An 18,163-nucleotide genomic window follows, 5' to 3' on the forward strand; every position below is an offset into this window, starting at 1 on the left:
TGAACAACAAAAAGGGGCCTTTTTTGTTGTGACATATAAGTGCTACACACGCTTATTTTACTGCGCCTATGATTTTGAACATCAACACCTTGAGGTTGAAATCAAACACCTAAAGTCTCGCTTGTTCCAATTGAACTTTAAGAAAGATCGATATGAAAAACAATTGATTCAATTGACAAACAAAGTGACGGGTGTGTGTTTCGGTAGTAAAAAACTCGCCCGCGGCCAGTTAACACAAAAGACGTATCACGCTCATCCTGAGCGTTGGCAGAAAGATTGGACAGCGGCGCGTTACGGTAAGATGACTATTTCAGGACGGAAAGATGCCAAATCAGGTAACTTTGTCTTTCATTATCACCCAGAAACGCATACCCTTCCTCAAACATTCGTGAGAATGTTAGGTGGGGGTAGTTCAATGGAATAAATAGTTAGAAAAACCAATCAAAAAGTAGATACAAACTTTTCGCTGATATGATAGAATAACAAGGACAAAAGAATTTTGGGGGTAAAAAGTAGTGAAACGTTTAGGACAATTAGTAAGTGTTTTTTTAATCGCAGTGAGCATCAGTATTTTTACATCAAGTGAGGTAAGAGCTGTTGCTGATTTAGAAGCAGAATCCGGTATTATTGTGGACGCTGCAACAGGTGATGTACTCTTTAGTAAGAATGCCGATATTAAATTGCCACCAGCAAGTATGACTAAAATGATGACCGAATACTTAGTCCTAGAGGCAATTGAAGAAGGAACGATTACTTGGGATACTACGACACAAATTAGTGATTATGCCTATAGTATTTCAGCAAATACATCATTTTCTGGGATTGGTTTACGCCAAAACCAACCTTATACAGTAAGACAGTTATACGAAGGGATGGCAATTATTTCGGATAATGCGACAACCATTGCCCTTGCTGAGCTTGTTGCTGGTTCTGAAACTGATTTTGTAAAGTTAATGAATCAACGAGGTGAAGATCTTGGTTTAGAAGATTTTAAATTTGTTAACTCAACTGGACTAAACAATAAGAGTTTAGGTGAAAGTCGTCCGGGTGGTACTGGACCAGAAGAAGATAACTTAATGTCGGCCCGAGCAACAGCGAAACTTGCGTTTCACTTAGTAAACGATTACCCAGAAGTACTAGAGTTCTCAAGTACGATTCAATCAGAACTTGATGATCAGCCACTTGAAAATTTAAACTGGATGTTACCTTGGAACAATACAAATTTCGCATCTTATTTTTATGAAGGTGTTGATGGTCTAAAGACAGGCTTTACGACAGAAGCAGGTTATTGTTTTACTGGAACGGTTCAACGAGGAAATCAGCGTTTTATTACAGTTGTCATGCGAACAGATAGTTACGGCGCACGATTTGAAGAAACGATTAAACTAATGAATTATGGATTTAATCAGTTTACTGAGATTACTCTATTTAACGAAGGAGACACTGTAGAAGGTGCTGAAACACTTCCTGTAGCCAAAGGTAAAGCTGATAATGTTAATGTTGCTTTAAGTGAAGATGTTACCCGTATGGTTAAAAATGATGAAGAAGACTTGTATACTCTTAACTATACGTTTGATGAAGCGTTACTGGATAAAAATGGTTCGATAGTAGCGCCTATTGAAGCAGGTACTGTGGTTGGAACGGCAACAGTAACCTATGAAGGTGAAAATGATTACGGTAATATTGATGTGACAAAAAATACGAGAACAGTTGAACTTGTCACAACAGAAGCGATAGAAAAAAACAACTGGTTTATGTTGGTGATAGGTGTGATTGGTGATTTCTTTGTGAATCTCTATCAAACAGTCGCAGATACAGTAACTGGTTGGTTTTCATGATCTTCTATTAACGACTTGAAGGATTGCTTCAATGAGTTTACAAATAGTGAAACACGTAAGATGCTTGCTTTACGCAGCCTCTTACGTGTTTTTTGTTAAATATTAGCTAATTCAGAGTGTAAAGGTAAGATTTATATCTGATTTAATCAAAAATTGTTGCGAAAGCAGTAACCATAGGATAAAATGAAAGCTACCGAAAAAGATTGAATCTTTTTTAAATTGAATTTTTTTGTAATTGATGAACAATACATGAGGGGGAATTAGAATGGTAAATGTAGGAACAGATCGAGTGAAACGTGGAATGGCTGAAATGCAAAAAGGCGGCGTCATTATGGACGTTGTGAACGCTGAACAAGCTAAAATTGCAGAAGAAGCAGGCGCGGTTGCTGTTATGGCGTTAGAACGTGTACCTTCTGATATTAGAAAAGCTGGTGGCGTTGCTCGTATGGCAGACCCGACAATCGTAGAAGAAGTAATGCATGCTGTATCTATTCCAGTTATGGCAAAAGCCCGTATTGGTCATATTGTTGAAGCCCGTGTATTAGAGTCAATGGGTGTTGACTATATTGATGAAAGTGAAGTGCTGACTCCAGCTGATGAAGTCTTTCACTTAAATAAAAAAGATTATACCGTACCATTTGTGTGTGGTTGCCGTAATTTAGGCGAAGCTGCGCGCCGAATTGGTGAAGGTGCGTCTATGTTACGTACTAAGGGTGAACCAGGTACAGGTAATATTGTTGAAGCTGTACGTCACATGCGTCAAGTGAATGCGGAAGTGCGTCAACTCGTTAACATGTCTGTAGATGAAATAATGACGTATGCAAAAGATCTAGGTGCACCTTATGAAGTGCTCTTGCAAATTAGAGAAGAAGGGCGTTTACCGGTTGTTAACTTTGCAGCTGGTGGTGTAGCAACACCTGCTGATGCGGCTCTTATGATGCAATTAGGCGCAGATGGTGTCTTTGTTGGTTCAGGTATTTTTAAATCAGATAATCCGCAGAAATTTGCCAAAGCGATTGTTGAAGCAACGACACATTTTGAAGATTACGAGCTTATTGCACGTGTATCTAAAGACTTAGGTGAAGCAATGAAGGGGATTGAAATTTCAACGATTCCATCACATGAACGTATGCAAGACCGTGGGTGGTAATTTCTATAAGAAAAGGACGTTGTGATATGGTAATGGTGGGTGTATTAGGCTTACAAGGCGCGGTAAGAGAGCATGTTAGATCTATTGAGGCGAGTGGTGCTAAAGCTATAATTGTAAAAAAAGTTGAACAACTAGATGAAATTGATGGCTTAATCTTACCAGGTGGTGAGAGTACGACAATGAGACGTTTGATTGATCAGTATGGTTTTTTAGAGCCATTACGTCAGTTTGGTCAAACAGGTAAGCCGATTTTTGGTACGTGTGCTGGCTTAATCTTGCTAGCTAAAGAGATATCCAATCAAACGACGACACATTTAGGTTTAATGGACATGACGGTCACACGTAATGCTTTCGGGCGCCAGAAAGACTCATTTGAAGCGGCGCTGTCGATTGAAGGTGTTGCCGATGATTACAATGCCGTCTTCATCCGTGCTCCTTATATTGAACGTGTCGGTGAGGATGTTCATATACTTGCTACTTATGATGACGCGATTGTCGCGGCAGAAGAAGGGCCATTTCTTTGTACAGCCTTTCATCCTGAGTTGACAGAAGACCACAGGTTAGCGAAGTATTTTGTTGAAAAGGTGAAAGAATCAAAAAAATCTCTTGCAAGATAGCGTCTGATTTTGTATGATTTGATTAACTTCAATATATTAAAGCGTTAAAGAGGAACAAGTAACTTATACTATTTACTTTTAGAGAGTCAGTGGTTGGTGCAAACTGATGGAATAGTTAAGTGAATCCATCTTCTGAGTGATATGTGGTCAACAAACATATCCGGTTAAAAGCCGTTATCTTTTAGAGCCGGAAGACTGAACTGTCTTCAATCAGGGTGGTATCGCGGGAAATACAACTCTCGTCCCTACTTTTATAGTCTAGGGATGGGAGTTTTTTTGTACGTTTCTTTTCTACCATCAGTTTATGATGAGAATAGAGAGGATTAAACCTGTTGATAAATCAAAATCAAGATTTTAACTACAAAAATTATTATACGAGGAGGAAAAAACATGTTAGACATTAAATATTTACGTCAAAATTTTGAAGAAGTGAAAGTGAAATTACAGCACCGGGGGGAGGATTTATCTGACCTCGATCAATTTGAAGCGCTTGATACAAAGCGTCGGGAATTGATTGCTAAAACAGAAGAGCTAAAAGCGAAACGTAACATAGTCACAAAAGAAATTGCTGCATTAAAGAAAAATAAGCAAGATGCAGAAGACAAGATCAAAGAAATGCGTGCCGTTGGTGATGAAATTAAAACAATTGATGAAGCATTACGTACTGTTGAAGAAACATTGCAACTGATGATGTTATCGATTCCAAATATTCCACATGAATCAACACCAATTGGCGAATCAGAAGATGATAATGTAGAAGTACGCGTATGGGGTGACGTACCCCAAACAGACTTCGAACAAAAACCTCATTGGGAACTAGCAACTGATTTAGGTCTACTTGATTTTGAAAAAGCTGCTAAAGTTACAGGGAGTCGTTTTGTCTTTTATAAAGGCTTAGGAGCACGACTAGAACGTGCACTTATCAATTTTATGATGGATTTACATGCGGAAGAACATGGCTATGAGGAAATGTTACCGCCGTACATGGTCAATCGAGACAGCATGACAGGGACTGGTCAATTACCGAAGTTTGAAGAAGACGCCTTTAAGTTGGAGGGATGGGACTATTTCTTAGTACCAACGGCTGAAGTACCGGTAACAAACTATTATCGTGATGATATTTTAGCTGTTGATCAATTACCACAAAAGTTTGTTGCTTACAGTGCATCATTCCGTTCTGAAGCAGGATCAGCTGGACGTGATACGCGTGGCTTAATTCGTCAACATCAGTTTAACAAAGTTGAACTCGTTCAGTTTGTAAAACCTGAAGAATCATATGATCGATTAGAAGAGCTCACTCAACACGCAGAAACCGTCCTTCAAAAGTTAGAACTCCCTTATCGCGTTCTAAGTATGTGTACAGCTGATTTAGGCTTCACAGCAGCGAAAAAATATGATATTGAAGTATGGATGCCAAGTAACGATACGTATCGAGAAATTTCTTCTTGTTCAAACTTTGAAGATTTTCAAGCACGTCGCAGCGGGATTCGCTTCCGCCGTGAAGAAAAATCAAAGCCAGAGTTTGTGCATACATTAAATGGTTCTGGTTTAGCGGTTGGCCGCACTGTCGCTGCTATTTTAGAAAATTACCAAAATGCGGATGGATCTATTACAGTTCCTACTGCCTTACAACCCTACATGGGTGGTAAGACCATCATTTCAGCAAAATAATAAAACAGAACGGCGGCAACGAGGTCATCCTAACCCTCGTTGTCGTGTTCTCTTCAAAATAATAAAAAAACTTTTTCAAACATATTGACAGTTAGCGCTAGAACTGATATTATATATTTTGTCGTCAGATCACGGAGGAATACCCAAGTCCGGCTGAAGGGATCGGTCTTGAAAACCGACAGGGGCTTCACGGCTCGCGGGGGTTCGAATCCCTCTTCCTCCGCCATATTATTTTAACGACAATAAAGCACTTAGTCATATGACCGAGTGCTTTTTTTTGCATAAAAAAGCTATGTTTCCGATAAGAAGAGGCATAGCTTATTTAGTTTTTTTTTATACTTTCTTAATAGGTGAAATATATTTTTTAGTGAGGATTAAACCAACTGTAGCAAGTCCAATCACGTAGTAAAAGATATACTCATAGTGGCCGAACAGATCAATTAGTAGGCCAGAACTTAGTACACCTACAATCGCACCAATACCATAAGCAGTAAAGACAACCCCGTAGTTTTGACTGTAATGCCACATGCCAAACAATTTAAGCGTAGCAGTTGGTGCAATGGCTAACCATCCTCCGAGGTTAAACCAAAAAACAGCAAAGGAAATGACATAAATGAAACTTAGGTGCTGAAAGAAAATAACTAAGAGTGACGCTATAATGATTAATGAATATGATAAAACTATCGCAAACTTCGATGAAAGATGATCAGTAATCCATCCAAACGTTGGTCGCCCTAAACCATTAAATATCGCAAAGAACGAGACAAATAATGTGACGGTACCTGATTCTAACTGAAAATATTCGATGCCTACACTTGTCGTGAGACCAATGAGCATTAAACCAATAATTGTACCAATGATAAAGTTTAAATAGACACCTTTAAAAGATCGTGTACGCATCATTTCTTTTGTCGTTAAGTTATGTGTTGGTAATTGATCGGATTGAGGTGTTTTTATTGTCGTTATATCATCAGACTCAGGATATCTAAAAGGTAGACTTAAAAAAGGTAAAATAATGCTAAAACTGATTCCTAGAATTAAAAAAGTTTCCATAACACCGAAATGCTGTACTAACGTACTCGCTAGTGGAGCTGTCACGAGCGGTGATAAACCAAATCCAAGTAAAACTAACCCTGAGGCTAATCCTTTTTTATCAGGAAACCACTGCGCAATAATGTTCATGATCACCCCATATGCTATTCCAACACCAGCACCGCCAATCACCCCATAGGTGATGGTTAGTAAATAGATATTAACGACAAATGAGGAAAGAATCCAACTAATGGCTACGAGGTAGCCACCTACTAATATCAACGTACGCGGATGAAAGTTCCGCATATATTTTCCGATAATTAGCATGCATACCGCATAAAATGCAAGAGCAAACATATAAGGCAGTCCACTTTTCGCTGAACCGATATTAAATATGTCTTCTAACGCTACTCGAAATACACTGTAAGAGTAGACAGTTCCTAAAAACATCATGATGGTAATGCCTAAAGCGATAAAACCCCAGCGTTTTTTCTCCATATTATTAGTAGTGACTGATTTTAATGATGATAGACTCATCCCCTTCACACTCCTTCTCTTTATCTTCATTTCTTATAATCTTTTGAGTAAATGACATCAAAACAACGGATGGGGACAAATAAAAAAGCCAATAACAGCCCCCTATTCAATGAAAAGGGAACTATTATTGGCTTACAAATTGACTGGTGCGTGCACCTTTCGATGTGTCTTCCAAAAGTATTTACTTAATTAATTCTTCAATATTACGATCGACAACAATCATAATCATTTTTTCTCCAGTTTGAGTGGAGACATCTGAGTGTGTACTCACAACATTTACATCGATCACGGAAGTAATCGCACGTTCTAAGTTATCACGTGATTTTTCAAATAGGGCAGTCCGCACTTTTTTGATTAACTCAATACCTTCAAGCGTCTCAGCTAAATGACGCTCAGATGGGCTTAGAAAGCCTTGCAGACGAATAATAATCAGATCTTGAAAAATAATTGTCCGAATCTTTTCGGGACCACGTCCCATTTGTTCAATCTCAAACTTACTTATTGCTTCGCTTATTTTCGACTCAATTTGTCCTTTTGTCATGAACATTCACTCCAAAGATTATTCCTAAACCAATATCAACTTTATCTCGTCACTGGTTTACGTTTAAATTACTATACCATAACCTTTGAGTTGTTTCAATCTTATGACATTTATTTAAGGAGAAGGAACGTGTTTAAGCCGCTTGCTTATCTTGAGTTTCAGTTTCGTTAATTAGTACTGTTCCTGTTAAATCACCCACGACATTAATTGCCGTACATCCCATGCCAACAAGGGCATCAATGGCAACGAGTAGAGCGACAGCTTCCATAGGTAAGCCTAATTGTAAGAAAACGGTTGAAATCATGACAATACCAGCACCTGGCACACCCGCAGTACCTATTGACGCAAGTGTTCCTACTAAGACTACGGTGAATAGTTGTCCCATGGATAAAGACTGACCAATAACATTGGCTGCAAAGACAACAGATACCGCAATTCGAATAGCGGCGCCGTCCATATTGAGTGTTGCTCCAAAAGGTAAACTGAAACTATAAAGACTTTTATTTAACTTTAGTTTCTTCGCTGCTTCCATTGATAATGGAAGCGTACCAGCACTACTTTGTGTTGCGAAAGCTGTCAGCATAGGCGTACGAATGGCTTTTGAAAATTGTTTCACTGAAAGACCACGGCTTTTAATTAGTAGTAGGTAGAAACCAAATTGAACCGCTAAAGCCAAGTAAAGAACCAAGACTACTTCTGCCAGTGAACCAATGGTATCAAACCCTTGAGAAGCTGTTGTCGTTGCGATAATTGCAAAAATACCTACCGGTAAATATTGCAAAATAACGTGCATAACTTTAAATGATGCTTCATTTAAACCGTCAGCTATGCGATAAAGTAAATCACCACTCGCTTGATGTTCTTTGGAGTCACGCAAAGCCGAGATAGCTAGACCAAAAACAATCGCAGTAAAAATAATACCGAGTAAGTTAAGTTCACTAAATGCGGTGACGATATTTCTTGGCACAATATTTAATAATACCGCTGCAATACCAGGATGTGATGGTGCTTCATAACTTTCACTTAAATCAAGTGTCATCCCGTCACCAGGTGATAAAAGACTGGCAATGATAAGACCGATAATAATAGCGAGTGCAGAGGTAAAGAGATAGTATAAAAACACTTTGCTCCCCATACGTCCAATATGACGGATATTCGTTTGATTGATTCCTACAATCAAACTAAAGAAAATAAGTGGTAAGATAAGAAACATTAACAAACGGATGAGTAGCTCACCAAAAGGTTCAATGATTGAAATAATCGGGTCGTTGATTAATAAACCTGTTATAAGACCAAGAATGAGTGCCATCGTCACTTTAACAACAAGTGACGTCGTAATGTATTTGCGAATGATTGAAGACAAGAGTATCCCTCCTAAAAATAGTATAAGTAAATGATTAATGTCACTATAATGTAAGTAATCCGATTTGTCAACTTTGATTAATTACATTTGATGGTAACGCTGAGAATAGTTAGACAACGCAGGCGAAGCAAGCTAAAATATAGATACAGAGGGGGAATTACGAATGAAAAAGATAGCTTTTATTGGTGCTGGTCAAATGGCTGAGGCAATTATTACTGGGTTGTTATCAGAAAAAAGAGTAGGATCAGATGTTATTTATGCAACAAATAAAGGAAATCCAGAACAACTCATATATTTAGAGGAAACGTATCATATTTATGCAAGTGAGGATATGAAAAAAGTCGTTGAAGGAAGTGATGTCGTTATACTTGCGGTAAAACCAAAGGATAAAACAGCAGCTATTCACGCCATTAAACCGTTTGTAAAAAATACCGCAGTCATTATTTCTGTTATGGCAGGTGTCGAAACAAAGGCGATTGAAGAATTATTAGATCAGGACATTCGTGTCATTCGTGTGATGCCAAATACAAGTGCTAAAGTAGGGCTCAGCGCGACAGGTTTAGCACGTGGACGATTCGCGGATGATCATGCTGTGAAGCTAGCAACAGAGATTTTTGAATCGGTGGGTTTAGTTGTTGAAGTGAATGAACAAGACCTTCACGCGGTCACAGCAGTCAGTGGAAGTGGACCTGCTTATTTTTATTATATAGTTGAAGCAATGCTTGAAGAAGGTGTAGCTCTAGGTTTGTCAAAAGAGATTACAACAGCGCTTGTGAATCAAACAATTGTAGGTGCTGCTAAAATGTTAGAAACAGCTGATTTAACACCGGATGTGTTAAGGAAAAACATAACGAGTCCTAATGGAACAACTGAGCGTGCAATCAAAACGTTTGATGACTATCATGTGAGTGATCATGTTAAAAAAGGCGTCCGAGGCGCTTATGAACGCTCGATGGAATTATCTCAAGGTAATGAATGAACGCAATTAAAATAAGATCAAAAAGCGCCCTACTCATGGGTCGAGTAGGGCGTGTCTATGTTTAAAAACGTGATTGATTGATAAATAAACTAATTTTCTCTAAAATAGGCTCAACGGATGTGTCATCATTCATTAAATCATAGTCGTTGATATTTAAACGAAGGATTGGACAGGCATTAAAGCTGTTGATCCACTTTTCATAGCGACCGTGCATTTCCTCCCAGTAGCTAATCGGTGTTTCTTGTTCCATTGGACGCCCGCGTTCTTGGATTCTCTCTATCACATCATCAAGAGTTCCTTCTAAATAAATAAGTAAATGTGGGTGTGGGAAGTAGGGCGTCATCACCATTGCATCAAAGAGGTTACTATACGTATCGTAATCTGTTGGTGTCATTGTACCTTTCTCATAATGCATTTTCGCGAAAATACCTGTATCTTCATAAATCGAACGGTCTTGAATAAAACCCCCACCGTATTCAAAAATACGTTTTTGTTCTTTGAAACGCTCAGCTAAAAAATACACTTGAAGATGAAAGCTCCAGCGCTCAAAGTCTTTATAAAACTTATCAAGATAAGGATTCGTATCGACCTTTTCTAGTGACGTGCGAAAGTCTAAAGCTTTTGCTAAGGCGTGTGTCATCGTTGATTTTCCTACGCCAACCGTTCCTGCAATGGTTATCACAGAATCGTGTGGAATGCTATACTTTTCTCTTAAATTCATGTGTCTATACTCCTTTAATTCTATCCCTTTAATACATAAGGTTTAATTTGTTTAAAAATAGTTTCTAAATCTCGTTGGTGCTTGATGAAATCTAATTCGTCACCGTTAATACGAATAATAGGGATCTCAGGATGATTCTTTTCAAAATGGTCCATAAAGTCATGGTAGTCTTGACGTAATTGACTTAAGTAGCTAGCTTTAATATTCTCTTCTACTTGTCTTCCCCGTATCTCTATCCGCTCTAGCAATGTATCAAGAGAGGCATCAAGGTAGACCATGACATTCGGTAACGGCATATCTTTTGTGAGAATACGGTAGATTTCTTCATATTTATCTAATTGTTGGTGTTTTAATGTTCGCTTCGCAAAAATCATATTTTTCATAATATGATAGTCACTGACAACAGGTTTTTCTTGTTTGAGAAATTCTTTTTCAGTATCTTCTAGTTGTTTATATCGGTTACATAAGAAAAACATTTCTGTTTGAAAACTCCACGCATCAATATCATCATAAAACTTACCTAAGAAAGGATTTTCTTCGACAATTTCTTTGAGTAAATACAAATCAAAGTGTTCAGCAATCTTCTTAGATAATGATGTTTTGCCAACGCCGATTGGGCCTTCAACAGCAATAAAAGGGACGTTTGTCATTACCTCTTCCTCCTAATTTCTTCGGTCACTACATATTACAAACAACTATTTTAACATAATTACTTAGTAAGTGTGAGTAGTTTAGATGAATATCTATCTTTCTTTATTGAAAAGTGTTACCAAGGACACTCTTCAGTAAAGCATAGAGGCTTAAACACATTAATTTTCTTGAAAACTATCGGGTTAAACAACAGTGAGTATGTCGAAAAGACGCGCTTTGTTAAAACAAGCATTGAAGACTATAGTATTCACCACGACGTTTTGAACATTTCATGTTAGAATCAAATAGGGAAAGTAAAGGTGACTCTCCTGATTGATATAACAGATGTAAGGATGATGTAATCATGACAGATAAGATAATAAAGAATGACCAATATTATATGCAGTTAGCGATTCAAGAAGCACGAAAAGCAGAAGCAATTGGTGAAGTACCGATTGGTGCTGTGCTTGTTTATCAAGATGAAGTGATTGCTTCTAGTTTTAATTTAAGAGAAACATTAGAAACAACAGCCTCACATGCGGAAATGTTAGTGATTGACAAAGGAAATCAACATTTTAAAAGCTGGCGTTTAGAGGGTTGCACGCTATACGTCACACTCGAACCTTGTCCGATGTGCGCGGGGACAATTGTGCAATCACGAATACAGCGGGTGGTTTTTGGTGCGCTTGATCCAAAAGCTGGTTGTGCGGGCTCATTAATGAATCTTTTACAAGATGACCGTTTCAACCATCAAGTTGAGATTACTAGTGGTGTGGAGGCTGAGGTTTGTGCGTCATTGCTACAAACATTTTTTAAACAATTACGCGAAAAGAAAAAGTTACTTAAACAATTGAAGACGCGAGAAGAAAGCATACAAGAATAGTGTTACTACGTTCTTGTTTGATGTATAGATAAAGCCAGTCATTTTCTCCTTAGAGATTATGACTGGCTTATTTGAATTTAGTAAATTAAAAGATTATACATAAGAATAACGGGAAGGATTTTCTTCATTTGATACAATATCAACATGAATAATATCTTTTGCGTTATCAAAGATGTTTTTACAGTCATCACTTAAGCGAATTAAGGTAACTTTCTTACCTGCATCATGATAGCGACCATTAATCGCATGAATCGCTTCAATCGCTGAATGATCCATTACTTTCGCATATTTAAAATCGATAACCACGTGGTCTGGGTCTTCTTCAATGGTAAACAGTTCTTTAAAGTTTAAAACTGAACCGAAAAAGATAGAGCCATTTATTTTATATATTTTAGATCCGTCATACTCAAATTCATTGTTTGTATAAATGACTCGTCCTTTTTCCCAGGCGAACATAAGCGCAGAGGTGATTACACCAGCAATGACAGCCGTTGCTAAATCAGTGAAGACCGTAAGGACTGTCACAATAAGGATAACAAGGATATCTTGACGTGGAATTTTCCCAGCATACTTAAGACTTTCCCACTTAAAGGTCCCAACAACGACCATAAACATAACCCCAACGAGCCCAGCAAGAGGGATGACATTAACGAAACTAGCACCAAATAGTATGAAAATTAAAAGTGTAATAGGCGCAACCATTGATGATAGACGTGTCCGACCACCGGACTTTATATTGATGATTGATTGGCCAATCATCGCATCGCCACCCATACCACCGAAGAAACCATTCACAAAGTTTGCTAGACCTTGAGCGATAATTTCTTTATTCGTTCGTCCACGTGTATTCGTCATTTCATCAATGACCCGAAGGGTTAAGACAGCTTCTGTTAAACCTACAAGCGCACCGATAAACGCATAAGGCGCAATAATTGACAAGGTTTCAAAATTTAAGGGGACACGAGGTAAATAGAAGCTAGGTAAAGATCCTTTTAACTCCATGCCCGCAAAATCTTGAACCGTCTGTAAATGATAGCCTAATCGAGATAAGACGACGGAAATAATTGTCAAACTAATAATAGCAACTAAACTGGCAGGTACTGCTCGCGTGAGCTTGGGAACAAAATGTATAATCAGCATTGTTAATATAACAAAACCAATCATGATAAGAAGGTCTGTACTAGGTAACCACACTCGTTCAACTGTTTCTATTCCGTTCACAGTTGTGATTTGGTTAATTTTAAATTGATCCCATTGAGCGATAAAGATAACAATAGATAACCCATTTAAAAACCCTAACATAACCGGGTGAGGAATAATTCGTGCGAATTTACCTAACCTCAAAGCACCAATGGTGATTTGAATAATCCCCATTAAAACGACCGTAGCGAATAAATAATCTAAACCATGGGTACGAATTAAAGCGGCGAAGACAACTGCGATAGCAGCAGTTGAAGAACTAATCATACCAGGGCGTCCAGTAAAGAGGGCAGCAATAAATCCAATCATAACAGCTGTTTGTAGACTTAGTATAGGACTGACACCAGCAACAAAGGCGAAGGCAACAGATTCCGGTATTAAGGCTAGAGCAACGGTTACCCCACTTAATAGATCATTTTTGATCATATGTTTATTTTCTTTCAATTGTGTAAGCACGTGATGACGCTTCACTAATTAATCACTCCATTTCCTTAACTTTTTTGTTGTTTGTCGTTCATTCACAGGTCTCAAATATACTAAACAAATGCAATTAATACAATAGATTAATCAATTGCAAGCGCAATCATACCTTTTTGGAATAAAAAATGTTGTAATCATATCATTTAACCTCTCTTTTTTGATGTGAAGAATGTATCGTTTTGAGTGAGTGACGCCTTCCTTAAAAATCCATGAGTATTTTGTATGGAGACAGTTAATTGGTCCAATTAGCGCTATTTGGTAAGAAGTACCGATGAAAATTTTCACTCGTAAGCGTTGCATTTTTTTTATAAACGCGTTATACTTGACCTTGCCGTGCTAGGTGGGGAGGTAGCGGTGCTCTGTACTCGCAATCCGCTGTAGCGAGACTGAACCCCCATCCGAGGCCCATAATTTCAAGGTCTGCCATAGAGAATTGGTGTTGACGTTTGGGTCCTGCGCAACGGGAACCTGTGAACCCTGTCAGATCCGGAAGGAAGCAGCAGTAAGCAGTGATCTCTCGTGTGCCGCGGGGAAGCCTGGGCTGAGCCATGCACCTATGTAACGCTTGGTGTTGTGTGGTCGACGATGGGTGCACGGTATACATATTTTTCACTAAATCTCTTACCTTAGTAAGAGGTTTTTTTAATGAAAAAAAGACGTGGAGTGTATTTTTTGCGAGTAAAATCAACAGGGATTTTCTAATGCAACTTCTCTTGACTTCAGTTATAATAGGAAGAGACTTAATACGAAGAGAGGATCCGGTTATATATGAGCTATCAAGCCCTATATCGTGTCTTTCGTCCACAAATCTTTGAAGATGTTGTTGGACAGGGACATATAACACGAACATTACAGAATGCTCTCGTACAAGATAAATTCTCACATGCCTATTTGTTCACTGGTCCGAGAGGAACAGGTAAAACAAGTGCGGCTAAAATATTTGCTAAGGCTATTAATTGTGAGCATGCCCCAATAAAAGAGCCTTGCTTAGAATGTGAGAGTTGTAAAGGTATCCAGTCAGGGGCTATTCCTGATGTAATGGAAATCGATGCGGCATCTAACAACGGTGTAGAACAAATTCGTGACATACGAGATAAAGTCAAGTATGCGCCAACATCTGTTCCTTACAAAGTGTATATTATTGATGAGGTACATATGTTATCGATAGGCGCCTTTAATGCGCTTTTAAAAACGCTTGAAGAGCCACCTAAGCATGTCATTTTTATTTTAGCAACGACAGAACCACACAAAATCCCACTAACGATTATTTCTCGGTGTCAGCGTTTTGACTTTAAACGTATCACTCAGCAAGCGTTGATTGAACGAATGAATGTCATTATGGCGCACGAGGCAATCACAGTAAGCGATGAAGCCTATCACCAAATTGCCCTTGCAGCAGAAGGGGGTATGCGTGATGCATTAAGTTTGCTTGATCAAGCAATATCTTACAGTGAGGGAGAAGTGACCTTAGAAGATGTGCTACAAATAACTGGTTCAGTTTCGCAAATACGTTTACTCCAACTAACAATGGCACTTGCGGATAAAGATGTAAGCACAGCGCTGAAGTTAGTCGATCAGTTTATTCAAGAAGGAAAAGATCCAGGACGCTTGATTCATGATTTGATTTACTTTTTACGTGATGCACTAATGTATCAAACGGCACCCGCACTTAAAGATCAGTTGGAGCGTGCCATTGTCGATGATGCCTTTATAGAATTATCTAGTCGCTTAAATCCACAGTGGATTCAGCAAACCATTAGCGAATGGAATCATTGTCAACAAGAGATGAAATGGACAACCAGTCCGAAGGTATTTATCGAGATCAGTGTATTAAAGTTAACAGAAGATGATAGAGGCTCATCGATAGTGGATGATTCGCGGATTTTGCAGTTAACTGAAAAGCTTGGTAAACTAGAAAAAGAGTTGCGTGTATTAAAAGAGCAAGGTATCCAGGCACAACATTCAAGTCCGGCTACGAAACGACAACAAAAACGCGCACCGCAAAGTAAAAGTAACTATAAAATCCCGTTTGAGAAGATACGGATGACGCTCGAAAAGGCGGAAAAGGAACATTTACAAACCATGCAGCGCAGTTGGGCTAATGTCATGCAACAAGTGAAAGCCCAAAGTGCACCTGCACACGCCACTTTACAAGACGCTAAGCCAGCTGCTGCCTCGTCAGATAATTTAGTTATCGCTTTTAAATATGATATCCATTGTTCATTGGCGCTTGATCACCGTGAACTAATTGAAGGCATTCTTTTAGAGGCAACTGGGCACCAACTATCCTTTATTCCAATTCCTGAAGAGTCATGGCTGAAGTTGCGTGAAGAATTTATTAAAGAACAAAAACTTAAAGCGCAAGATGCCGATGATGAAGAAAAGGACGTCAACAAAGATCCTGTTGTTGAAGAAGCGAGAAAATTAGTTGGCGATGATTTATTAGAGATACATGAAGATTAATGTTTTTTAATTATAAGGAGGAAAATAACAATGCGTGGAAATATGGGAAATATGAATAAGATGATGAAGCAAATGCAAAAAATGCAAAAGGACATGATGAAAGCTCAGGAAGAGCTTCAAGAAATGACATTTGAAGCAACAGCGGGTGGCGGAATGGTTAAAGTAGTCGCTAATGGCAAGAAAGAAATCGTGGACGTTGTAATTAATGAAGAAGTTGTGGATCCAGATGATGTGGAAATGTTACAAGATTTAATTATTGCGGCGACAAATGAAGTATTAAATAAAGTGGATGAAACATCAAACGAGAAGATGGGTAAATTCACTCAAGGTATGAATCTTCCAGGAATGTTCTAAGGAGCGATTATATGTACTATCCTGAACCAATTTCAAAGCTAATAGATAGCTTTACTAAATTGCCAGGAATCGGACCGAAAACAGCGGTTCGACTGGCTTTTTTTGTTTTAAATATGAAAGAGGACGATGTATTAGATTTTGCAAAGGCACTAGTAAATGCAAAACGAGAGTTGACACATTGTAGTGTCTGTGGCCATATTACCGACCAAGACCCATGTCAGATTTGTAGTGACCATACCCGTGATGATGCACTTATTTGTGTCGTACAAGACCCTAAAGATGTAATCGCGATGGAAAAAATGCGTGAATTTAATGGGCGTTACCATGTGTTACACGGAGCCATTTCACCAATGGATGGCATTGGACCAGAAGATATTAATGTCCCCGACTTAATTAAACGATTAAAAGATGATAAAGTAGAAGAACTCATTCTAGCAACAAATCCAAATGTTGAAGGTGAAGCAACAGCAATGTATATTTCTCGGTTAGTTAAACCGTCAGGGATTAAAATTACACGCATTGCACATGGCTTACCGATGGGTGGCGATTTGGAGTATGCGGATGAGGTCACATTATCAAAAGCGCTCGAAGGACGACGTGAACTATAAACTGAAAGTGACGTGTTAATAATGGGCTTTCTTACAAATCGAAAGAAACAACAATATGAACAAGCTTTACTTGATGATATTTATCGTCTTCAATCGGAATGGATACAGGTAAAAACGGTAATGGAACGTAGCCTTGAGCCCTCAGTGGAAGGTGAGCATCAATTGAAGGTTGCGGAAATCAAATACTTCTTCTTATTAAAAGAGGCAAGACGTTTACACTTGAACGCCCGTCAAAAATGATGGGGTGTTCTTTTTTTTTTCTTTCATCATATAAATAAAGTAAATGCAAGGGTTATGAAAAAGGGGTAAGTGTAAATATACTTTAATGAGAAGGAGGGAAACAATGAGAAAGATTGGCTATCAGTTAGCGAAGCTAATTTACCGAATGATTGCTAGTGTCCTGGTTATCTTCTTTATCAATGTTACCGGAGGACTGATTGGCTTTCATTTACCTATTAACGTCATCACAGTAGGAATGACTACACTACTAAGTGGTTACGGCTTAATGGGTTTAATTCTTGCAAAAACAATACTATTTTAACTGTATATAATGAAAGAAAAAAATTATCATGAAGAAATTTAATAAAAAACAAATTAATCCTTGCATTTTAAAATGGATTCGTGGTATATTATTTAGGCAGTCTTTTGAGAGGTAATCCTAAAAAATGATTTTAATTATCTTTTTTGTAAAAAAGTTATTGACTTCTCATCACGAGATATGCTATAGTTAAGTAGTTGTCAACAAAACGACAGCGAAAAAATTGACCATTGAAAACTGAATAACACACACAGTAAGTTAAGAAATAAAGTAAGACAAGCTAGTGCTTGAAACCAGAGTAAAGTATTACTCATCAATTTTATTGAGAGTTTGATCTTGGCTCAGGACGAACGCTGGCGGCGTGCCTAATACATGCAAGTCGAGCGCAGGAAACTAAGTAGATCCCTTCGGGGTGATACTTTGTGGAATGAGCGGCGGACGGGTGAGTAACACGTGGGCAACCTACCTATAAGACTGGGATAACTCATGGAAACAGGAGCTAATACCGGATAACCGGTGCGTTCGCATGAACGCACTTTAAAAGGCGGCATTTGCTGT

The 18,163-nt window shown here is 38.4% G+C and carries 17 protein-coding genes, 1 tRNA gene, 1 rRNA gene, 1 other RNA gene, 1 pseudogene and 1 other annotated feature; of the genes and pseudogenes, 15 read left to right on the top strand and 6 right to left on the bottom strand.

Features of this window, described 5'->3' with window-relative positions:
* The 6 genes and pseudogenes from BM163_RS12545 to BM163_RS12570 form a co-directional block, all read left to right on the top strand.
* Window positions 1-424, top strand: a pseudogene (locus BM163_RS12545) (hypothetical protein); the annotation flags it as partial.
* A gap of 91 nt (window positions 425-515) precedes the next feature.
* Complete coding sequence (locus BM163_RS12550) at window positions 516-1,838, top strand: D-alanyl-D-alanine carboxypeptidase family protein (RefSeq protein ID WP_089803530.1); 1,323 nt, start codon at window positions 516-518, stop codon at window positions 1,836-1,838.
* 265 nt (window positions 1,839-2,103) lie between these two features.
* A complete protein-coding gene (gene pdxS, locus BM163_RS12555) occupies window positions 2,104-2,988 on the top strand; it encodes a pyridoxal 5'-phosphate synthase lyase subunit PdxS (RefSeq protein WP_089803531.1) in 885 nt (294 codons plus the stop codon).
* Window positions 2,989-3,014: 26 nt separating this feature from the next.
* Window positions 3,015-3,605, top strand: coding sequence for a pyridoxal 5'-phosphate synthase glutaminase subunit PdxT (gene pdxT, locus BM163_RS12560; protein WP_089803532.1), 591 nt, complete (start codon window positions 3,015-3,017; stop codon window positions 3,603-3,605).
* A 35-nt stretch (window positions 3,606-3,640) separates the two neighbouring features.
* Window positions 3,641-3,855: a binding site (T-box leader), on the top strand.
* A 140-nt stretch (window positions 3,856-3,995) separates the two neighbouring features.
* Complete coding sequence (serS, locus tag BM163_RS12565; RefSeq protein WP_089803533.1) at window positions 3,996-5,276, top strand: serine--tRNA ligase; 1,281 nt, start codon at window positions 3,996-3,998, stop codon at window positions 5,274-5,276.
* Between the two features lie 133 nt (window positions 5,277-5,409).
* Window positions 5,410-5,502: transfer RNA gene (locus tag BM163_RS12570), tRNA-Ser, on the top strand.
* Window positions 5,503-5,609: 107 nt separating this feature from the next.
* On the opposite strand, the gene BM163_RS12575 is transcribed toward BM163_RS12570, so the two are convergent.
* The 3 genes from BM163_RS12575 to BM163_RS12585 all read right to left on the bottom strand — a co-directional run bounded on the left by BM163_RS12575 (window position 5,610) and on the right by BM163_RS12585 (window position 8,749).
* Entirely contained in the window at window positions 5,610-6,845 is a 1,236-nt protein-coding gene (locus BM163_RS12575; protein ID WP_218029763.1) for an OFA family MFS transporter, read from the bottom strand.
* 181 nt (window positions 6,846-7,026) lie between these two features.
* Entirely contained in the window at window positions 7,027-7,386 is a 360-nt protein-coding gene (locus BM163_RS12580) for a Na-translocating system protein MpsC family protein (protein ID WP_089803534.1), read from the bottom strand.
* 133 nt (window positions 7,387-7,519) lie between these two features.
* The gene (locus tag BM163_RS12585; RefSeq protein ID WP_089803535.1) at window positions 7,520-8,749 is read right to left on the bottom strand and encodes a dicarboxylate/amino acid:cation symporter; all 1,230 of its coding nucleotides are present in this window, start codon (window positions 8,747-8,749) and stop codon (window positions 7,520-7,522) included.
* A gap of 163 nt (window positions 8,750-8,912) precedes the next feature.
* Here BM163_RS12585 and proC point away from each other — a divergent pair, with 163 nt between their 5' ends.
* Window positions 8,913-9,728 (top strand): pyrroline-5-carboxylate reductase, encoded by an 816-nt coding sequence (gene proC, locus BM163_RS12590; protein WP_089803536.1) that lies wholly within the window; start codon window positions 8,913-8,915, stop codon window positions 9,726-9,728.
* 61 nt (window positions 9,729-9,789) lie between these two features.
* Here proC and BM163_RS12595 read toward each other — a convergent pair whose 3' ends face one another.
* Window positions 9,790-10,449, bottom strand: a complete 660-nt coding sequence (locus BM163_RS12595; protein ID WP_089803537.1) for a deoxynucleoside kinase — start codon at window positions 10,447-10,449, stop codon at window positions 9,790-9,792.
* Window positions 10,450-10,469: 20 nt separating this feature from the next.
* Complete coding sequence (locus BM163_RS12600; RefSeq protein ID WP_089803538.1) at window positions 10,470-11,099, bottom strand: deoxynucleoside kinase; 630 nt, start codon at window positions 11,097-11,099, stop codon at window positions 10,470-10,472.
* A 344-nt stretch (window positions 11,100-11,443) separates the two neighbouring features.
* Here BM163_RS12600 and tadA point away from each other — a divergent pair, with 344 nt between their 5' ends.
* Window positions 11,444-11,962, top strand: coding sequence for a tRNA adenosine(34) deaminase TadA (gene tadA / locus BM163_RS12605; protein ID WP_089803539.1), 519 nt, complete (start codon window positions 11,444-11,446; stop codon window positions 11,960-11,962).
* A gap of 93 nt (window positions 11,963-12,055) precedes the next feature.
* On the opposite strand, the gene BM163_RS12610 is transcribed toward tadA, so the two are convergent.
* The gene (locus tag BM163_RS12610) at window positions 12,056-13,633 is read right to left on the bottom strand and encodes a SulP family inorganic anion transporter (protein ID WP_229675467.1); all 1,578 of its coding nucleotides are present in this window, start codon (window positions 13,631-13,633) and stop codon (window positions 12,056-12,058) included.
* A 340-nt stretch (window positions 13,634-13,973) separates the two neighbouring features.
* Here BM163_RS12610 and ffs point away from each other — a divergent pair.
* The 7 genes from ffs to BM163_RS12645 all read left to right on the top strand — a co-directional run.
* An RNA gene (gene ffs / locus BM163_RS12615) (signal recognition particle sRNA large type) lies at window positions 13,974-14,239 on the top strand.
* A gap of 171 nt (window positions 14,240-14,410) precedes the next feature.
* A complete protein-coding gene (gene dnaX / locus BM163_RS12620; protein WP_089803540.1) occupies window positions 14,411-16,105 on the top strand; it encodes a DNA polymerase III subunit gamma/tau in 1,695 nt (564 codons plus the stop codon).
* Window positions 16,106-16,135: 30 nt separating this feature from the next.
* Window positions 16,136-16,459, top strand: a complete 324-nt coding sequence (locus tag BM163_RS12625) for a YbaB/EbfC family nucleoid-associated protein (protein ID WP_089803541.1) — start codon at window positions 16,136-16,138, stop codon at window positions 16,457-16,459.
* Window positions 16,460-16,470: 11 nt separating this feature from the next.
* A complete protein-coding gene (gene recR, locus BM163_RS12630; RefSeq protein ID WP_089803542.1) occupies window positions 16,471-17,067 on the top strand; it encodes a recombination mediator RecR in 597 nt (198 codons plus the stop codon).
* Window positions 17,068-17,088: 21 nt separating this feature from the next.
* On the top strand, window positions 17,089-17,307 hold the full coding sequence (locus tag BM163_RS12635) for a YaaL family protein (protein WP_089803543.1): 219 nt from the start codon (window positions 17,089-17,091) through the stop codon (window positions 17,305-17,307).
* 103 nt (window positions 17,308-17,410) lie between these two features.
* Complete coding sequence (locus tag BM163_RS12640; protein WP_170243749.1) at window positions 17,411-17,608, top strand: pro-sigmaK processing inhibitor BofA family protein; 198 nt, start codon at window positions 17,411-17,413, stop codon at window positions 17,606-17,608.
* 315 nt (window positions 17,609-17,923) lie between these two features.
* Window positions 17,924-18,163, top strand: a 16S ribosomal RNA gene (locus tag BM163_RS12645); the annotation flags it as partial.

This window comes from Halolactibacillus alkaliphilus, assembly GCF_900115465.1.
GTDB lineage: Bacteria > Bacillota > Bacilli > Bacillales > Amphibacillaceae > Halolactibacillus > Halolactibacillus alkaliphilus.